The following is a 13,886-nucleotide window of genomic DNA, read 5'->3' on the forward strand; positions in this document are numbered from 1 at the left end:
CGCTGAGAACCCGCGGGTGGTCGGCTTTTCGACGTGGGCTATGCGCTGGCGCGCATCCAGGCACGGCCTTCGGCCGCGAGGCAGGCGGGCTTCGCCGCCCACTGCACGGCCTTCGGCCGCAAGGCACGGCTTCGCCGCAAGGCACGGCTTCGCCGCGAGGCAGGCGGGCTTCGCCGCCCACTGCACGGCTGCGCTGCTTACTTCTTGGCCTTCGGCCGGGACGCGGGCCTGTTCGCTGTGCAGGGCACGGCTTTGCCGGTCTTCGTGGGATTCGCCGTGGGGTCAGATGGTGGGGCGGACCACTAGGACTGGGCAGGCCGCGTGGCGGACGCATTGTTCGGCTACCGAGCCCAGCAGGAGGCCGGCGAAGCCGCCGCGGCCTCGGTGACCCACCACCAGGAGGTCTGCGCCTCGGGACGCTGAGAGCAGGGCCTGGGGCGAGGGGGAGTGCACGATGTGGCGCTGGATCGGGACGGGCGGGGTCTCGCCCAGGTGGTCTCGGACGATCATCTCCGTGGACTCGTCCACCGACTGCTGGTAGGCGTCCATGCTCGGCACCGCCCCGGGCGGGCAGTCCGCGGGCCGCGGCGCGGTGCGCATGCTCCACGCCCGGACCACGTGCAGCGCTCCGCTGCGCAGGTTCGCCTCGTGTGCCGCGACCTCCAGCGCGCGCAGCGACGACGGAGATCCGTCGAGGCCGACGGCGACACCGCCGTCGAGCTCGACCCGCTGCACTGTGCGTTCCACCACACCTCCACTTCACCTCCTCGCGCCCCTGCTGTCGACCCGGGCACTCGAACGAGTCCGATATGTGATGATTCGCGGCTAGGGTCGAGAACTTCACATGATCGATGCACTGTGGTAATGCATAGGTAGGACGCGTGTTTCCACACCAACGCCGCTGAGGTGCATGCGCCACGACGACCGCCACAGCGGTTCGCGTGAGTTCCCAACAGCAGATAGGTGGGTCATGGTCCATTCGACCGAGTGCTCGCCGGAGCGGCGCAACCCGCTGCTGAACCGGCGTTCCCAGACCGATGTCCAACTGGTGGCCGTGCCGCGGCTGGAGTGGTCACTGGCCACCGAAGCGCACCCGACCGTCGCCGAAGCCGCCGCGCCCGCCTCGATGCGCCGCAGCTGGATCCACACCGCTCCCGAGCAGAAGGTGCTCGAGCTCTATCGGAAGCTGCACGGGTCCGCGAGCAGGCTGCCCGCGCCGTGGTGGCTGCGCGCGCTGGACCGCGGCGAGCTCGCCTCCCGCGAGGAGGGCTTCGCCCTCGAAGACGACGTGCACCGGCTGCTGGCCGGTCGCGGCGGCTGGTTCTTCGTGCCCTGGGCGGGCGTCGGCGAGACCGGGTACTGGGAGTACGGGCCCTCCGAACGCGGGACCCGGCACGCCCCCACGACGGTGGCGCTCACCGACCGGCACTCCGGCTGGATCCACGTGGTCGCCGCCTACACCGACGGGCCGCCGCAGCCGTTGCCGCTGAGCGGTCCCGACGGCTTGCTCGCCGCGCTTCCGGTCGTCGAATCCTGGTAGCCGCCCCGCCGGACGGGTTTGCGATACTGGTCCCCTGTGAGCACTTCTGACCAGCAGGTCCAGCATCGCCGCTCGATCGTGAGCTACGTCCAGCGCGGCGCTCGGATGACCGTCGGACAGCAGCGGGCGTGGGATCGGCACTGGTCCGCGATGGGCGACTCCGTCGACGCGCTGCCCCCGGGGCAGTTGGACACGGCCGCCTGGTTCGGCCGGACCGCGCCCGTCGTCCTGGAGATCGGCCCCGGCATGGGCGAGACGACGGCGCAACTGGCCGCCGCCGCACCCGAGGTCGACCACTTGGCCGTCGAGGTCTACAAACCGGGCCTGGCGCAGCTGCTGCTGCGCGCCGAACACCTGGAGCTGGCCAACCTGCGGCTGCTGCGCGGCGACGCGGTGGTGCTGCTGCGGGAGCACTTCGAACCGGGCTCGCTGTCGGGGGTGCGGATCTTCTTCCCGGACCCGTGGCCGAAGAAGCGCCACCACAAGCGGCGGCTGGTGCAGCAGGAGACGGTGGAGCTGATCGCGTCCCGGCTCGCGCCGGGCGGGTTCGTGCACATGGCCACCGACTGGGAGAGCTACGCCGAGCAGATGCTCGAGGTGTGCTCGGCCGTACCGGAGCTGCGCAACCGGTACGCGGACGAGCCGGGCGGCTGGGCTCCCAGGCCGGAGTGGCGTCCCGTCACGAAGTTCGAGAACCGCGCCCACGACGAAGGCCGGGTCATCCACGACCTGATCTTCGAGCGGGCGTGAACCTCTCCGCGTTGATCAAGCGGCGACCGGCAGGTCCAGGACGCCTTCGCTGAGCCGGACGGAGCGCCCCGCCCGCGTGTTGCGCACCGGGCGGGGGCGTTGCGCTCGGACGGTGGACCGGGCCGGGCGCTGCGCCTGCACGGTGAGCGAAGGCTCCGCCGTCGCCAGCACCACCGCGATCCCCGCGGCGCGGGCGGTGTCGACGAGTTCGCCGATGGCGGACTCGGTGAGGGCGGGGTCGTCGGCGAAGATCACCTTCGGCCGGTGCGCCATGGCGCGGGCTACGGTCAGCCGCTGCACCTGAGCGGTGGAGAGCTGGCCGGGGAAGCGCTCCCGCATCCCGTCGAGGCCGAAGTCCCGCAGCACGCTCAGCGCGAGCGCCATCGCCTCCGCGCGACCGGTGCCCGCCAGCATCTGCGGCAGCGCGCAGTTCTCCTGGGCGTTGAGCTCGGGAACCAGCATCCCGTCGCCGAACACGAACCCGAAGTCGCGCCGGCGCACCTCGCTCAGCTCGTGGTCGGTGAGCCGGTCCAGGCGCACCCCGTCGAGCAGCACCGCCCCCTCGTCGGGGCGGCGCAGGCCGGCGAGCGCGTGCAGCAGCGCCGTCCGGGCCTCCGGGGACGGTCCGTCGAGCGCGGCGACCGCGCCGGGCGCCACGGTGAAGTCCACTCCGAACAGCTGCGGCAGCGTGGTCAGGTTCCGCGCCTCCAGCAGTGGTGCCGTCGATGCAGTCGACACTGTCCGCTCCTCTCGCCTGCCGGTTCGCACCGGATCGCCACTGGGTGTGGAGGAACCTTCTCGTGAGCGAGTGGTTCGGTGCGTCGGACGGAGGGACATCCCTCGTCGACCGATCGGCCATGCCTTTCGAGCCGTTCGGCCAAGCCGTGCGGCGCTCGCCGGGGATTAGGGTCGCGGCGTGAGCTCCAGCCCGACGCCCCCCTCGTTGGCGCAGCGACTCAGTCGTCTCGTGCGGGCGCAATGGGTCCTCGCCACGCTGATGACGTTGCTGTGCTGCGCGGACATCGCGTTCGCCGTGCAGCGCGGCGGCACCGAAGTGCTCGCCCTGCCGGGGGCCGCGCTGCTCGCCCTGCTGGCGGTGCGGGGGCGGTCGCATCCGGCGCTGTGCGGGGTGGCCGCGGCGGCGGTGCTGGTGCTGTCGTCGGGGCTGCTCCGGGTGGCCGGTGCCGAGCCGCACTCGCTGGGGATGGGCGCGATCCTGCCCACCGAGAACGCGGCGGGCGTGCTGCTGGTGCTGTTCGCGCACCGGCGGCTGCCGCCGGTGAAGGCGCTGCCGATCACCGCGGCCCTGGTGGCGGCCTGCCTGGTCTCGCTGTACGTCCGCACTCCGACGCCGGATACGACGACCCTCGCATTCGGCGTGCTGCAGCTGCTGCTGGCCATGGGCACCGGGACCTACCTGCGCGGTTGGCAGTTCACGGCCGCGCGGACGCCGCTGCTGGAGCTGTTCGGCCGCCAGTGGCCGATGATCGCCGCGCTGTCGGTGCTGGTGTTCGCGGAAGCCACCGCCTACCTGCAGGACGGCCCCGGCGCGATCGCCATGCTGCTGGGCGCGCTGGTGCTGGCGGTGCTCGCGGTGATCGCGCCGCTGCGCCCGGTGGAGGCCGCGCTGCTGGGCTCCAGCGCGCTGGCGTGCATGGGCGTGCTGAACGTGCTGATCCGGGCCGACCGGACGAACTCGTCGATCCTGCCGCCGCTGCCGATCACCGCCACCGCCGCCGGGATGCTGCTGATGGCGTACCTGGTCCGGTACGCCGCGCGCCGGAAGGCGTGGATCGGTGGTTCCGCGCTGGTCGGTGCCGTGCTGGTCGCGGTGTTCCTCGACTGGGTGCAGAAGGACCGGCCGGATATCACCGCCGGGATGCAGATCCTCGCGTTCGGCGGGTTGCTGCTGGCGCTGTCGGTCGGTTCGGGCGTGTACTTCCGGACCCGCGACGGGGAGCGGACGCGGACGGTGGAGACGGCGGTGGAGCAGGCCCAGCAGGCGGAACGGCTGGCGCTGGCGCGGGAACTGCACGACGTCGTCGCCCACCACGTCACCGGAATCGTGGTGCAGGCGCAGGCCGCGCAGATGGTGGCCGCGCAGAAACCGGAGGCCGCCGCCGAAGCGATGGAGCGCATCGCCAGCAGCGGCACCGAGGCGCTGGTCGCGATGCGCAGGCTCGTGGCGAGCATGCGCGGCGCGGAACCCGCCGGAACCAGCGGCGCCACCGAGCAGGCCACCACCGACCTGGCCGCCGACCTCACGTCCTTGGCGGAGGGCGCGGGGCCGAAGGTGCGGCTGCTGCTCGACATCGGCCGCGAGGTGCCCCAGGAGGTGGCGCGCTCCGCGTTGCGGCTGGTGCAGGAGTCGTTGACGAACGCGGGCAAGCACGCCCCGGACGCCACCGAGATCCTCGTGTCGGTGCGGTCCCCGCAGGAGCACCTGCACGTCCGCATCACCGACAACGGTTCCGGCAGGCGCACCGCACCGGTCGGCGGCTCCGGAGGATACGGTCTCGTCGGCATGCGCGAGCGCATCGAGTTGCTCGGCGGCCGGTTCAGCGCGGGCCCCGGTGAGGGCACCGGCTGGCGGGTCGAAGCGTGGCTGCCGCTGGCCGAACGCGCGGCCGGGTGAGTGCGCGCGTGGGGCACGACGAGGAGGATGGACCGATGATCCGGGTGCTGATCGCGGACGATCAGGAGATGGTGCGGGCCGGTTTCCGGATGATCCTGGAGTCGCAGGACTCCATCGAAGTCGTCGCCGACGTCGCGAACGGGCTGGACGCGGTGAGCCGCGCCAAGGAGCTGCGCCCCGACGTGTGCCTGATGGACATCCGGATGCCCGGCCTGGACGGCCTGGAGGCCACCAAGCAGCTCGCCGGCCCGGACGTGGCCGACCCGATCAAGGTCGTCGTGGTGACCACCTTCGACCTCGACGACTACGTGGCTTCGGCGTTGGCGAACGGTGCCAGCGGATTCTTGCTCAAGGACGCCGGTCCGGCGCTGCTGATCGAGGCGATCCACGCCGCGTCGCGCGGGGACGCCCTGGTGTCGCCGCAGATCACGGTGCGGCTGCTGAAGCACTTCGCGAAGCCGCCGGAACGTCCGCGCCGCACCGTGGAACCGCTGCGGGACGCGCTCACGGAGCGGGAGCTCGACGTGGTCCGGGCGACGGCGCGCGGGCTGACCAACGTCGAGATCGGCGCGGAGCTGTTCATGTCGTTGTCCACCGTGAAGACCCACTTGGCCGCGGCCCAGAACAAGATCGGCGCTCGCAACCGCGTCGAGACGGCGTCGTGGGCGTGGCGCAGCGGCCTCATGGAGGACTGATTGCCGCCCGGTGCGGGTGATCCGTCCACCTCGCGGACCCGCTGTCCGCCGCGGTTCCGGGGCCGCCGGCCGCTGCGGCAGAATGCGTCCATGTCGACCGCTCTGCGCCTGCACGCCCCCATAGCCGTTCCCTGCGACGCCACCGGTTCGGTGATCCGCGACGCCGTGGTGGACGTGGACGAGCAGGGGCGGGTGAGCTACTGCGGTCCCCGCGAGGGCGCGCCGCCGCGCGCGCAGGAGACCGAGGTTCGCGACTGCGGCGGCATCCTGCTGCCCGGCCTGATCAACGCGCACGCGCACAGCCCGATGACGCTGCTGCGCGGCATGGGCGGCGACCTGCCGCTGCTGCGCTGGCTGCGCGAGGTGATCTGGCCCGCGGAGGCTCGGCTGCGGCCCGGCGACATCCGCGCGGGCATGGAGCTCGGCGCTGTGGAGATGCTGCGCGCCGGGGTCACCACGAGCGCCGAGATGTACTTCTCCGGTGAGTCGGTGGCGGAGGCGGTGCTGGCCGTCGGGTCCCGCGTGGTGCTGGCCCCGGCAGTGATCTCCACACCGGACCTGGAGGGCATGGGTTCGTGGCAGGGCATGGTCGACGACATCAGCAAGTGGATCGACGCCGACGGCACCCGCTTCGGCCCGGCGGAGCGCGTGGAACTGGGCTACGGCGCGCATTCCGCGTACACGCTGCCGCCGGAGGCGCTGCGGTTCATCGGTGAGTCCGCCCAGCAGCGCGACGCGCTGGTGCAGGTCCACGTCGCCGAGGCCGCCGACGAGGACCGGGAGCAGCGGGAGAAGTTCGGTTCGGTCCCGGCCCTGCTCGACGAGGTGGGGATGCTGGACGGCCGGGTGCTCGCCGCGCACTGCGTGCACCTGTCCGACGCCGACATCGCGCTGTTCGCAAGCAAGGGCACCGGCATCGCGCACTGCCCCGGTTCCAACGCGAAGCTCGCCTCCGGCACCGCGCGGCTCGTCGACATGCTCGCCGCCGGCATCCCGGTCGGCCTGGGCACCGACGGGCCGTCCAGCAACGACGACCTGGACCTGTGGGAGGAGGTGCAGCTGGCGGGCATGCTCGCTCGACTGTCCACAGGGGACGCGACCGCGCTGAGCGCGCGCAGCGCGCTGCTCGCGGCGACCCGCGGCGGGGCGGCGGCGCTGCACCGCGACGACATCGGCGCGCTGGAACCGGGCCGGTGGGCCGACATCGTGCACTTGGACGTGGACAACCCGGCGTTCGCGACCGGCCTCGACACCCCCGACGAGCAGCTGCTGTCGAACCTGGTGTGGGCGGCGGGTTCGCGCTGCGTGCGCGACGTGTGGGTGGCGGGCACCGAGGTGCTGCACGACCGCGAACCGACCCGGGTCGACCGCCGCGCCGTCCAGGCCGCGGCCCGCACGGCGTCCCAGCACGTCCGCGGCTGATCTCGGGAACGACGGCCGGCGAGGATCGAGGCGGCACCATGACCAGGCACATCGGCATCCTGCTGTTCCCCGGCGTCGAAGAGCTCGACGCGATCGGCCCGTGGGAGGTGCTGTCCTTCTGGACCCGCGGCTTCCCCGACGACGGCTACGCGGTCTCGACGGTCTCCCGCGACGGCGGGCCGGTCGAGTGCGCCAAGGGCCTCACCGTCTCCGCCGGGCACTCCTTCGCCGACGCCCCCGAGTTCGAGGTGCTGCTGCACCCCGGAGGTCAGGGCACCCGGCCGATGCTCGGCGATGAGCAGCACCTCGCCTGGGTGCGCGAGCAGCGCGCAGCGGTGCCGCTGATGACCAGCGTGTGCACCGGATCGCTGGTGTACGCCGCCGCCGGTCTGCTCGGCGGGCGGCCCGCCACCACGCATTGGCGTTCGCTGGAGCTGCTCGCCGAACTCGACCCGACCATCGAGGTGCGCGCCGAGGACCGCTTCGTCGACGACGGCGACGTGATCACCTCGGCGGGCGTCTCGGCGGGCATCGACATGGCGCTGCACCTCGTCGCCCGGCTCGCGGGAACGTCCAGGGCGCGTGAGGTCCGCCGCGGCATCGAGTACGACCCGCAGCCCCCGATCTGATCGCCGCTGAGGCGGGTCCGCGAGGGGTCGTCAGCCCAGCGGCGGGATGTTGTTGTTGAGGCGGAAGCGGTTCCGCGGGTCGTACCGGGCCTTCGCGTGTCCGAGGCGTTCCAGGTTGTCGCCGTAGGCCGACGCCCGCGCGCCGGGGTCGAGCACCGCCTCCCCGCTGAAGTTCAGGTACGTCCCCGCGGCCCCGGGCATCGCCTCGGCCTCCGCCAGCACGTCCCGCACCCACTGCACGGCGGTCGCGGTGTCGTCGGCGTCGGTCCAGTTGGCGTCGACGCTGAGCATGTAGTCCGCGTCCCGGTCGCCGAACGCGGTGGCCGCGGCGGGAACCCGCCCGGCGGCTCCGCCGAGCAGCGGGACGTGCAGCATCGTCAACGGGTGCGGCCGTTCCCGGCCGCGTCGGACCACCAGGTCGAGCACGGCGTCGTCGAGTTCGCGGAAGTACAGCGACTTCCAGTAGCTGAGCAGCCCGCCCTTCGGGAAGAACGGGTCGAACGCCTGCTGCACCGCGGTGTAGGGCGCGGGCCCGCTGAGGTCCGCGAGCGGAGTGCCGAACCGGCGCATCGGTTCGAGGGCGGCCATCCCGTCGTCGACGCGTCCGGCGTGCACGGCACCGATGATGAGCACGTCCTGGTCGTGCAGTTCGGCGGGCAGCGCGGGGGACGCAGGCAGCGTCCAGAGCACGGCGCGGGTGGTGATCTCGTCGGGCAGCCCGCTCGTCCACTCCCGCCAGGAGCGCAGCACCTGCTCGGCGTCGGCCGCCGGGTACATCGCGGCCCCGTTCGCCACGACCGGCCCCAGCGGGTGCGCGTCGAACTCGAAGGAGGTGACGACGCCGAAGTTCCCGCCCGCGCCGCGCAACGCCCACAGCAGCTCCGGGTCCTCCGGTCCGGCCCGCAGCACCTGCCCGTCGGCGGTGACGACCTCCGCTGAACGGAGGTTGTCGCAGGCCAGCCCGTGCGCGCGGTGCAACCAGCCGATGCCGCCGCCGAGGGTGAGCCCGCCGACTCCGGTGCTGGACACGATCCCGCCGGGCACCGCCAACCCGAACAGCTGCGTCTCGCGGTCCACGTCGGCCCAGGTGGCGCCGCCCTGGACGCGCGCGATCCGGCGTTCCGGGTCCACGGCGACGCCGCGCATGGCGGACAGGTCGATCAGCAGCGCGCCGTCGTGGATGCTGTGCCCGGCGACGCTGTGCCCCCCGCCGCGCACGGCGATGAGCAGGTCGTGGTCTCGGGCGAGCCGCACGGCGTCCACGACGTCGGCGGTGCCGGAGCACCGGGCGATGAGCGCGGGCCGCCGGTGGAACATCCCGTTCTGCACGACGCAGGCCTGGTCGTACAGGTCGTCGCCGGGGCCGATGAGCGGGCCGCGGAATCCGGCGCGGAGTTCGTCGAGAACACCGTCTTCGAGGTTCGTCTCTTCGCTGGTGAGGGTGCGCAGCAGTACCGGCATCGCACCCACCTCCTCGTCGCAGTGCCCGGTCGAGTGCACTAGCAGCGCACACCCGCATTCGCGCCTGGAACAGTGCCGCCGGTCCGTTGACGGCACCTTCGCCGAGTGCTGACCGGCGGGTCGGCGGGGGACCTTGTGCCCTGGGGGCGCACGAATCCGCGGCGCACCGTTGCCTTGACGGATCAGCGCGCGTTCGGGGAGCAGTCATGGCGTGGTCGACGGAGGAGTCCAGCGGGGTCCACGAATCGCTGGGCCGGGTGGGGCGTTCTTGGGGCTGGTTGCTGGCGTTCGGCGTGCTGTCGGTGGTCGCGGGCATCGCGGTGCTGACCTGGCCGGGCGCGACGATCCTGGTGATCGCCCTGCTGCTGGGCGTGCAGCTGCTCGTCGGCGGGGTGTTCTGGTTCGGCAGCGCGCTCGCGTCCGAGGAGAAGGGCACGGCGGTGCAGATCATGCTGGCGGTGCTGGGAATCCTCGCCGGCGTGGTGGTGCTGCGGTACCCGGTGCAGTCGGCCGTCGCGCTCCCGCTGGTGCTGGGGTTGTTCTGGACGGTGAACGGGGTGCTGGAGACATTCCACGCGGTGACCAGGACGCACGTGACCTCGCGGGGGTGGGCGATGGTGGCCGGGCTGCTCGGCATCGTCGCCGGTGTGGTGCTGCTGGCGTACCCGGGCCTGGGCCTGGTGACGCTGACGTACCTGCTCGGCATCTGGCTGATCGTCTACGGCGGGATCACCGCGGTCCGCGCGGTGGCTTCGCGCCCGGAACCGGCCGGGAGCGCCGTGCCGCCCCCAGCGGGCGCCGCGCACGCGTGATCCCGGCCCGATCGGGTTCGCGGCTCGCGGTGGCGCGGCGGAGCTCCCCGGCCTCGGCCGACGCCCGCGAGCCCGGACCCGATCCCTCCTGAGCAGCGTTCGGACCGGTGATCGGGCTCGGCCGATCGGGTAGCGTGGAGAGGGCGGAACCGGTCATGTGGGGGCGCGTTGCCAGCGGGAACAGCGGAACGGTCCACGCGCTCGAAGCCGAACGGGCTCCTCGGGCAGCTCGTGCGGTTCGGCCTCGTGGGCGTCGTCAGCGCCACCGCCGACTACGGAAGCCTGCTGGTCATGGTCACCTTCGGGGTGTGGCAGGAACCGGCCCGCGCGCTGAGCTTCGTCCTCGGCAGCACCACCGCGTACCTGCTCAACCGCCGCTGGACCTTCGTCTCCCGCCGGGACACGAAGGAGGCGGTCGCGGTGGCCGCCGTGTACGCCGCGACCTTCGTGCTCATCCTGACGATCTACTGGCTGGTCCGGCACTCGCTGCCGGTGTCGGCGTGGCAGATCACGATCGCCTGGGTGGTGTCGCAGGGCATCGGCACCTCGTTCAACTTCCTCACCCAGCGCCTGCTCGTCTTCCGCCGCTGAGCGGTCGGCTCGGCCCGCAACGGTCGCTCGTTCGGTCATGATTGTCGGATGATCGACGCGACGCGCACTCTGGCCCTGATCGGATCGGCGGCGGGCGGGGTGGAGCACATCCGCACCGGGTTGGTCGAACCGGCGCTGGCCCGCGGCTGGCGGGTCGCGGTGACGCTCACCCCGACCGCCGGAGCCTGGCTGGCCGCCTCGGGCGAGGTCGACCGGATCGCCGAGGTCACCGGCCTACCGTGCCGGTTCGAGCCGCGGATGCCCTCCGAACCGAGCCCGCACCCGCCGATCGACTGCTTCCTGGTGTGCCCGGCGACGGCCAACACGGTCAGCAAGCTGGCGCTCGGCCTGGGCGACAGCCAGGCGATGACCACCGTGGTCGAGGCGATCGGGGCGGGCACGGCGCCGGTGGTCGTCTTCCCCACCGTCAACGCCGCGCACCACCGCCACCCGGCGTGGAAGTCGCACACCTCGACCTTGCAGGACGCGGGCGTGCACCTGCTCACCGGCGACGACCTGTGGCAGCCGCACGAACCGCGCAGCGGCCTCGACCAGAAGATCCCCTGGAACTTGATCCTCGCCAACTTGGACACCCACGTCCGGCCTCGCCAATGAAGGCCGAAGGCGTGCGGGTCCGCCGGTCGAGCGGCCGTGAATGCGGTGCGATCCGCGGTTCGAGGCCGGGAGAGAAGAAGGCCCAGGTGGAGCGACTCAACGCTCTGACCTGGGCCTTCGTTTGCTGAGCGGATGACGGGAATCGAACCCGCGTATTCAGCTTGGGAAGCTGATGTTCTACCATTGAACTACATCCGCAGTGCCGTTTCCGGCGCCGCCAACTCTAACACGGCAGGCGACGAAGATCGCTCAGGGTGTGGCCGATACGCTGTGCGCGTGCTGCTGAGTGACCGGGACCTGCGCAAAGAGCTGGACGAGGGCCGACTCGAACTCGATCCGTTCGACGTCGCCATGATCCAGCCGTCCAGCATCGACGTGCGGTTGGACCGGTTCTTCCGGGTCTTCGACAACTCGAAGTACACCCACATCGATCCTGCGCAGCAGCAGGACGAACTCACCTCGCCGGTCGAGGTCACCGGCGACGATCCGTTCGTGCTGCACCCTGGCGAATTCGTCCTCGGGTCGACCTACGAGTCGGTGCGGTTGCCGGACGATCTGGCCGGGCGGCTGGAGGGCAAGTCCTCGCTGGGGCGGCTCGGGCTGCTCACGCATTCCACCGCCGGGTTCATCGACCCCGGCTTCTTCGGGCACATCACGCTCGAACTGTCCAATGTGGCCAATCTGCCGATCACGCTGTGGCCGGGGATGAAGATCGGGCAGCTCTGCCTGTTCCGGTTGTCGAGCCCCGCCGAGCACCCGTACGGCACGACGCACGCGGGTTCCCGGTACCAGGGCCAGCGCGGGCCGACGCCGTCGCGCGCCCACCTCAACTTCCAGCGGGTCGAGACCCGCCGCGACTGATCTCGCCGGCTCTCGTTTCCGCAACGCCCGCCGCGGGGCGTCCAAGTTGATCGGCCCGCTCATCCGGTCGGATCGGCCGTTCGCGCATGGCCGTCCGGTGTAGGCGCTGCTGCGCTTCCCGGCGGAAGAGCATGCGGCCGATCGGTCCTGCTCCTTCGCATCGGCCCTGGTGAGTGCGTTGATCGCACACGTTGCGCACGCACGTGATTACCACGTGAACGATTCAGTCGCCACGGTGAGGATGCTCACCCTGAATCGTGGAAGAAAAGTGGTGGTTCAGACCCTAAAGTCCCCAGGGCCCGGCGCTCTCCCCAGGTGTGCAAGGTGGCTCACCGGCGAGCGGGCACAGGAGAACTCGATGTCGACTACGCAGTCGCGCGCCGACGGTGCCACGACCGGGCACTTGGGGCACGTTGTGATGATCGCGAGCGCGGCGGCGCTCGGCGGCTTCCTCTTCGGCTACGACACGTCCGTGATCAACGGTGGTGTCGACGCCATTCAGGCCCACTTCAACGTCGGGTCGGCCTTGACCGGGCTCGTCGTCTCGTCGGCCCTGCTGGGGTCCGCGGTCGGCGCGGCCATCGCGGGTGGACTGGCCGACCGGATCGGCCGCATCCGGGTCATGCAGATCGCGGCGGTGCTGTTCGTGATCAGCGCCGTCGCCTCGGCCGTCCCGTTCGCGATCTGGGACCTGGCGATCTGGCGGATCGTCGGTGGCATCGCCATCGGCATCGCCTCGGTGATCGCCCCCGCCTACATCGCCGAGGTCGCGCCCGCGGCCTATCGAGGCAGGCTGACTTCGCTGCAGCAGCTCGCGATCGTGCTGGGCATCGCGTTGTCCCAGCTGGTCAACTACGGCTTGGCCGCCGCCGCGGGCGGGAGCGCCTCGAACCTGCTCGGGCCGCTGCAGGCCTGGCAGTGGATGCTCGGCGTGGCCGCGGTTCCCGCGGTGGTCTACCTGGTCGTGTCGTCGCTGATCCCGGAGTCCCCGCGCTACCTCGTGGCCGCCGGTCAGGTCGACAAGGCCCGCACGGTGCTCGCGAAGATCGAGCCCGGCGACCCCGACTCGAAGATCGACGAGATCCGCGCGGCGCTCGGCGAGCGCAAGCCGAAGCTCTCCGACCTGCGGGGCAAGTTCGGCGTGCTGCCGATCGTGTGGGTCGGCATGGCCATCGCCGCGCTCCAGCAGTTCGTCGGCATCAACGTGATCTTCTACTACTCGTCCTCGCTGTGGCAGTCCGTCGGCATCCAGGAGAGCGACTCGCTGCTGCTGAGCCTGTTCACCTCGATCGTGAACATCGTCGGTACGTTCATCGCCATCGCGCTGGTCGACAAGATCGGCCGCAAGCCGCTGCTGGTCATCGGCTCCATCGGCATGGCGGTGTCGCTCGCGGTCACCGGCTGGGCGTTCAGCTTCGCGCAGGTCGTCGGCGAGGATGCGGTGCTGCCCCCGGGCTGGGGCGTCGTCGCGCTGATTTCGGCGAGCGCGTTCGTGCTGTTCTTCGCCTCGTCCTGGGGCGTGGTGATGTGGGTGCTGCTCGGCGAGATGTTCCCGCCGCGGATCCGCGCCGCCGCGCTGGCCGTGGGCACCATGACGAACTGGGTGGCGAACTGGCTGGTCACGGTGAGCTTCCCGAGCATGCGGGACTGGAACCTGCCCGCCACGTACTTCATGTACGCGCTGTTCGCGGTGATCTCGCTGGTGTTCGTGCTGCGCTACCTCAAGGAGACCAATGGTCGTTCCCTGGAGGAAATGGGCAGCTGAGCGCTCTCCCCTCCGCGAAGGCGCCCCGGGCACTGGCCCGGGGCGCCTTCGCGCGTCCGCACCCCGTCCGCGCTGCGCAGTCGATCCGGAACATCGCACGTAACGTGTAC

The 13,886-nt window shown here is 71.6% G+C and carries 14 protein-coding genes and 1 tRNA gene; 11 read left to right on the forward strand and 4 right to left on the reverse strand.

The window, feature by feature from the left end:
- Positions 1 to 282: 282 nt before the first annotated feature.
- Positions 283 to 747, reverse strand: a complete 465-nt coding sequence (locus OOZ19_RS00005; RefSeq protein WP_266086799.1) for a universal stress protein — start codon at positions 745 to 747, stop codon at positions 283 to 285.
- A 223-nt stretch (positions 748 to 970) separates the two neighbouring features.
- On the opposite strand from OOZ19_RS00005, the gene OOZ19_RS00010 reads away from it, so the two are divergent.
- Positions 971 to 1,540: a hypothetical protein gene (locus tag OOZ19_RS00010; protein WP_266086801.1), complete on the forward strand. Its 570-nt coding sequence runs from the start codon at positions 971 to 973 to the stop codon at positions 1,538 to 1,540.
- Positions 1,541 to 1,645: 105 nt separating this feature from the next.
- The gene (gene trmB / locus OOZ19_RS00015; RefSeq protein ID WP_266087711.1) at positions 1,646 to 2,290 is read left to right on the forward strand and encodes a tRNA (guanosine(46)-N7)-methyltransferase TrmB; all 645 of its coding nucleotides are present in this window, start codon (positions 1,646 to 1,648) and stop codon (positions 2,288 to 2,290) included.
- Between the two features lie 15 nt (positions 2,291 to 2,305).
- On the opposite strand, the gene OOZ19_RS00020 is transcribed toward trmB, so the two are convergent.
- Positions 2,306 to 3,028, reverse strand: coding sequence for an ABC transporter ATP-binding protein (locus OOZ19_RS00020; RefSeq protein ID WP_266086803.1), 723 nt, complete (start codon positions 3,026 to 3,028; stop codon positions 2,306 to 2,308).
- A gap of 178 nt (positions 3,029 to 3,206) precedes the next feature.
- Here OOZ19_RS00020 and OOZ19_RS00025 point away from each other — a divergent pair, with 178 nt between their 5' ends.
- From OOZ19_RS00025 to OOZ19_RS00040, 4 genes are all read left to right on the forward strand, one after another.
- Positions 3,207 to 4,925, forward strand: coding sequence for a sensor histidine kinase (locus tag OOZ19_RS00025; protein WP_266086806.1), 1,719 nt, complete (start codon positions 3,207 to 3,209; stop codon positions 4,923 to 4,925).
- Positions 4,926 to 4,960: 35 nt separating this feature from the next.
- A complete protein-coding gene (locus OOZ19_RS00030) occupies positions 4,961 to 5,620 on the forward strand; it encodes a response regulator (protein ID WP_266086807.1) in 660 nt (219 codons plus the stop codon).
- Positions 5,621 to 5,710: 90 nt separating this feature from the next.
- Positions 5,711 to 7,042 carry an amidohydrolase family protein gene (locus OOZ19_RS00035; RefSeq protein ID WP_266086809.1) on the forward strand — a complete coding sequence of 444 codons (1,332 nt, stop codon included), beginning with the start codon at positions 5,711 to 5,713 and terminating at the stop codon, positions 7,040 to 7,042.
- Positions 7,043 to 7,080: 38 nt separating this feature from the next.
- Positions 7,081 to 7,671, forward strand: a complete 591-nt coding sequence (locus tag OOZ19_RS00040) for a DJ-1/PfpI family protein (RefSeq protein WP_266086811.1) — start codon at positions 7,081 to 7,083, stop codon at positions 7,669 to 7,671.
- Between the two features lie 30 nt (positions 7,672 to 7,701).
- Here the strand turns inward: OOZ19_RS00040 and OOZ19_RS00045 are convergent, their stop codons facing one another.
- Positions 7,702 to 9,132, reverse strand: a complete 1,431-nt coding sequence (locus tag OOZ19_RS00045; protein WP_266086813.1) for an FAD-binding oxidoreductase — start codon at positions 9,130 to 9,132, stop codon at positions 7,702 to 7,704.
- A gap of 206 nt (positions 9,133 to 9,338) precedes the next feature.
- Here OOZ19_RS00045 and OOZ19_RS00050 point away from each other — a divergent pair, with 206 nt between their 5' ends.
- The 3 genes from OOZ19_RS00050 (at position 9,339) to OOZ19_RS00060 (ending at position 11,150) form a co-directional block, all read left to right on the forward strand.
- Positions 9,339 to 9,944, forward strand: a complete 606-nt coding sequence (locus tag OOZ19_RS00050; protein WP_266086815.1) for an HdeD family acid-resistance protein — start codon at positions 9,339 to 9,341, stop codon at positions 9,942 to 9,944.
- 246 nt (positions 9,945 to 10,190) lie between these two features.
- Positions 10,191 to 10,535: a GtrA family protein gene (locus tag OOZ19_RS00055; RefSeq protein ID WP_266086817.1), complete on the forward strand. Its 345-nt coding sequence runs from the start codon at positions 10,191 to 10,193 to the stop codon at positions 10,533 to 10,535.
- A 48-nt stretch (positions 10,536 to 10,583) separates the two neighbouring features.
- Positions 10,584 to 11,150, forward strand: a complete 567-nt coding sequence (locus OOZ19_RS00060; protein WP_266086819.1) for a flavoprotein — start codon at positions 10,584 to 10,586, stop codon at positions 11,148 to 11,150.
- A 127-nt stretch (positions 11,151 to 11,277) separates the two neighbouring features.
- Here OOZ19_RS00060 and OOZ19_RS00065 read toward each other — a convergent pair.
- Positions 11,278 to 11,348: transfer RNA gene (locus OOZ19_RS00065), tRNA-Gly, on the reverse strand.
- Positions 11,349 to 11,426: 78 nt separating this feature from the next.
- On the opposite strand from OOZ19_RS00065, the gene dcd reads away from it, so the two are divergent.
- Together dcd and OOZ19_RS00075 are read left to right on the forward strand one after the other, a co-directional pair.
- Complete coding sequence (gene dcd / locus OOZ19_RS00070) at positions 11,427 to 12,011, forward strand: dCTP deaminase (RefSeq protein WP_266086821.1); 585 nt, start codon at positions 11,427 to 11,429, stop codon at positions 12,009 to 12,011.
- A 358-nt stretch (positions 12,012 to 12,369) separates the two neighbouring features.
- A complete protein-coding gene (locus OOZ19_RS00075) occupies positions 12,370 to 13,776 on the forward strand; it encodes a sugar porter family MFS transporter (RefSeq protein ID WP_266086823.1) in 1,407 nt (468 codons plus the stop codon).
- Positions 13,777 to 13,886 lie beyond the last annotated feature (110 nt).

The organism is Saccharopolyspora sp. NFXS83 (assembly GCF_026241095.1).
In the GTDB taxonomy this organism is placed as follows: domain Bacteria; phylum Actinomycetota; class Actinomycetes; order Mycobacteriales; family Pseudonocardiaceae; genus Saccharopolyspora_C.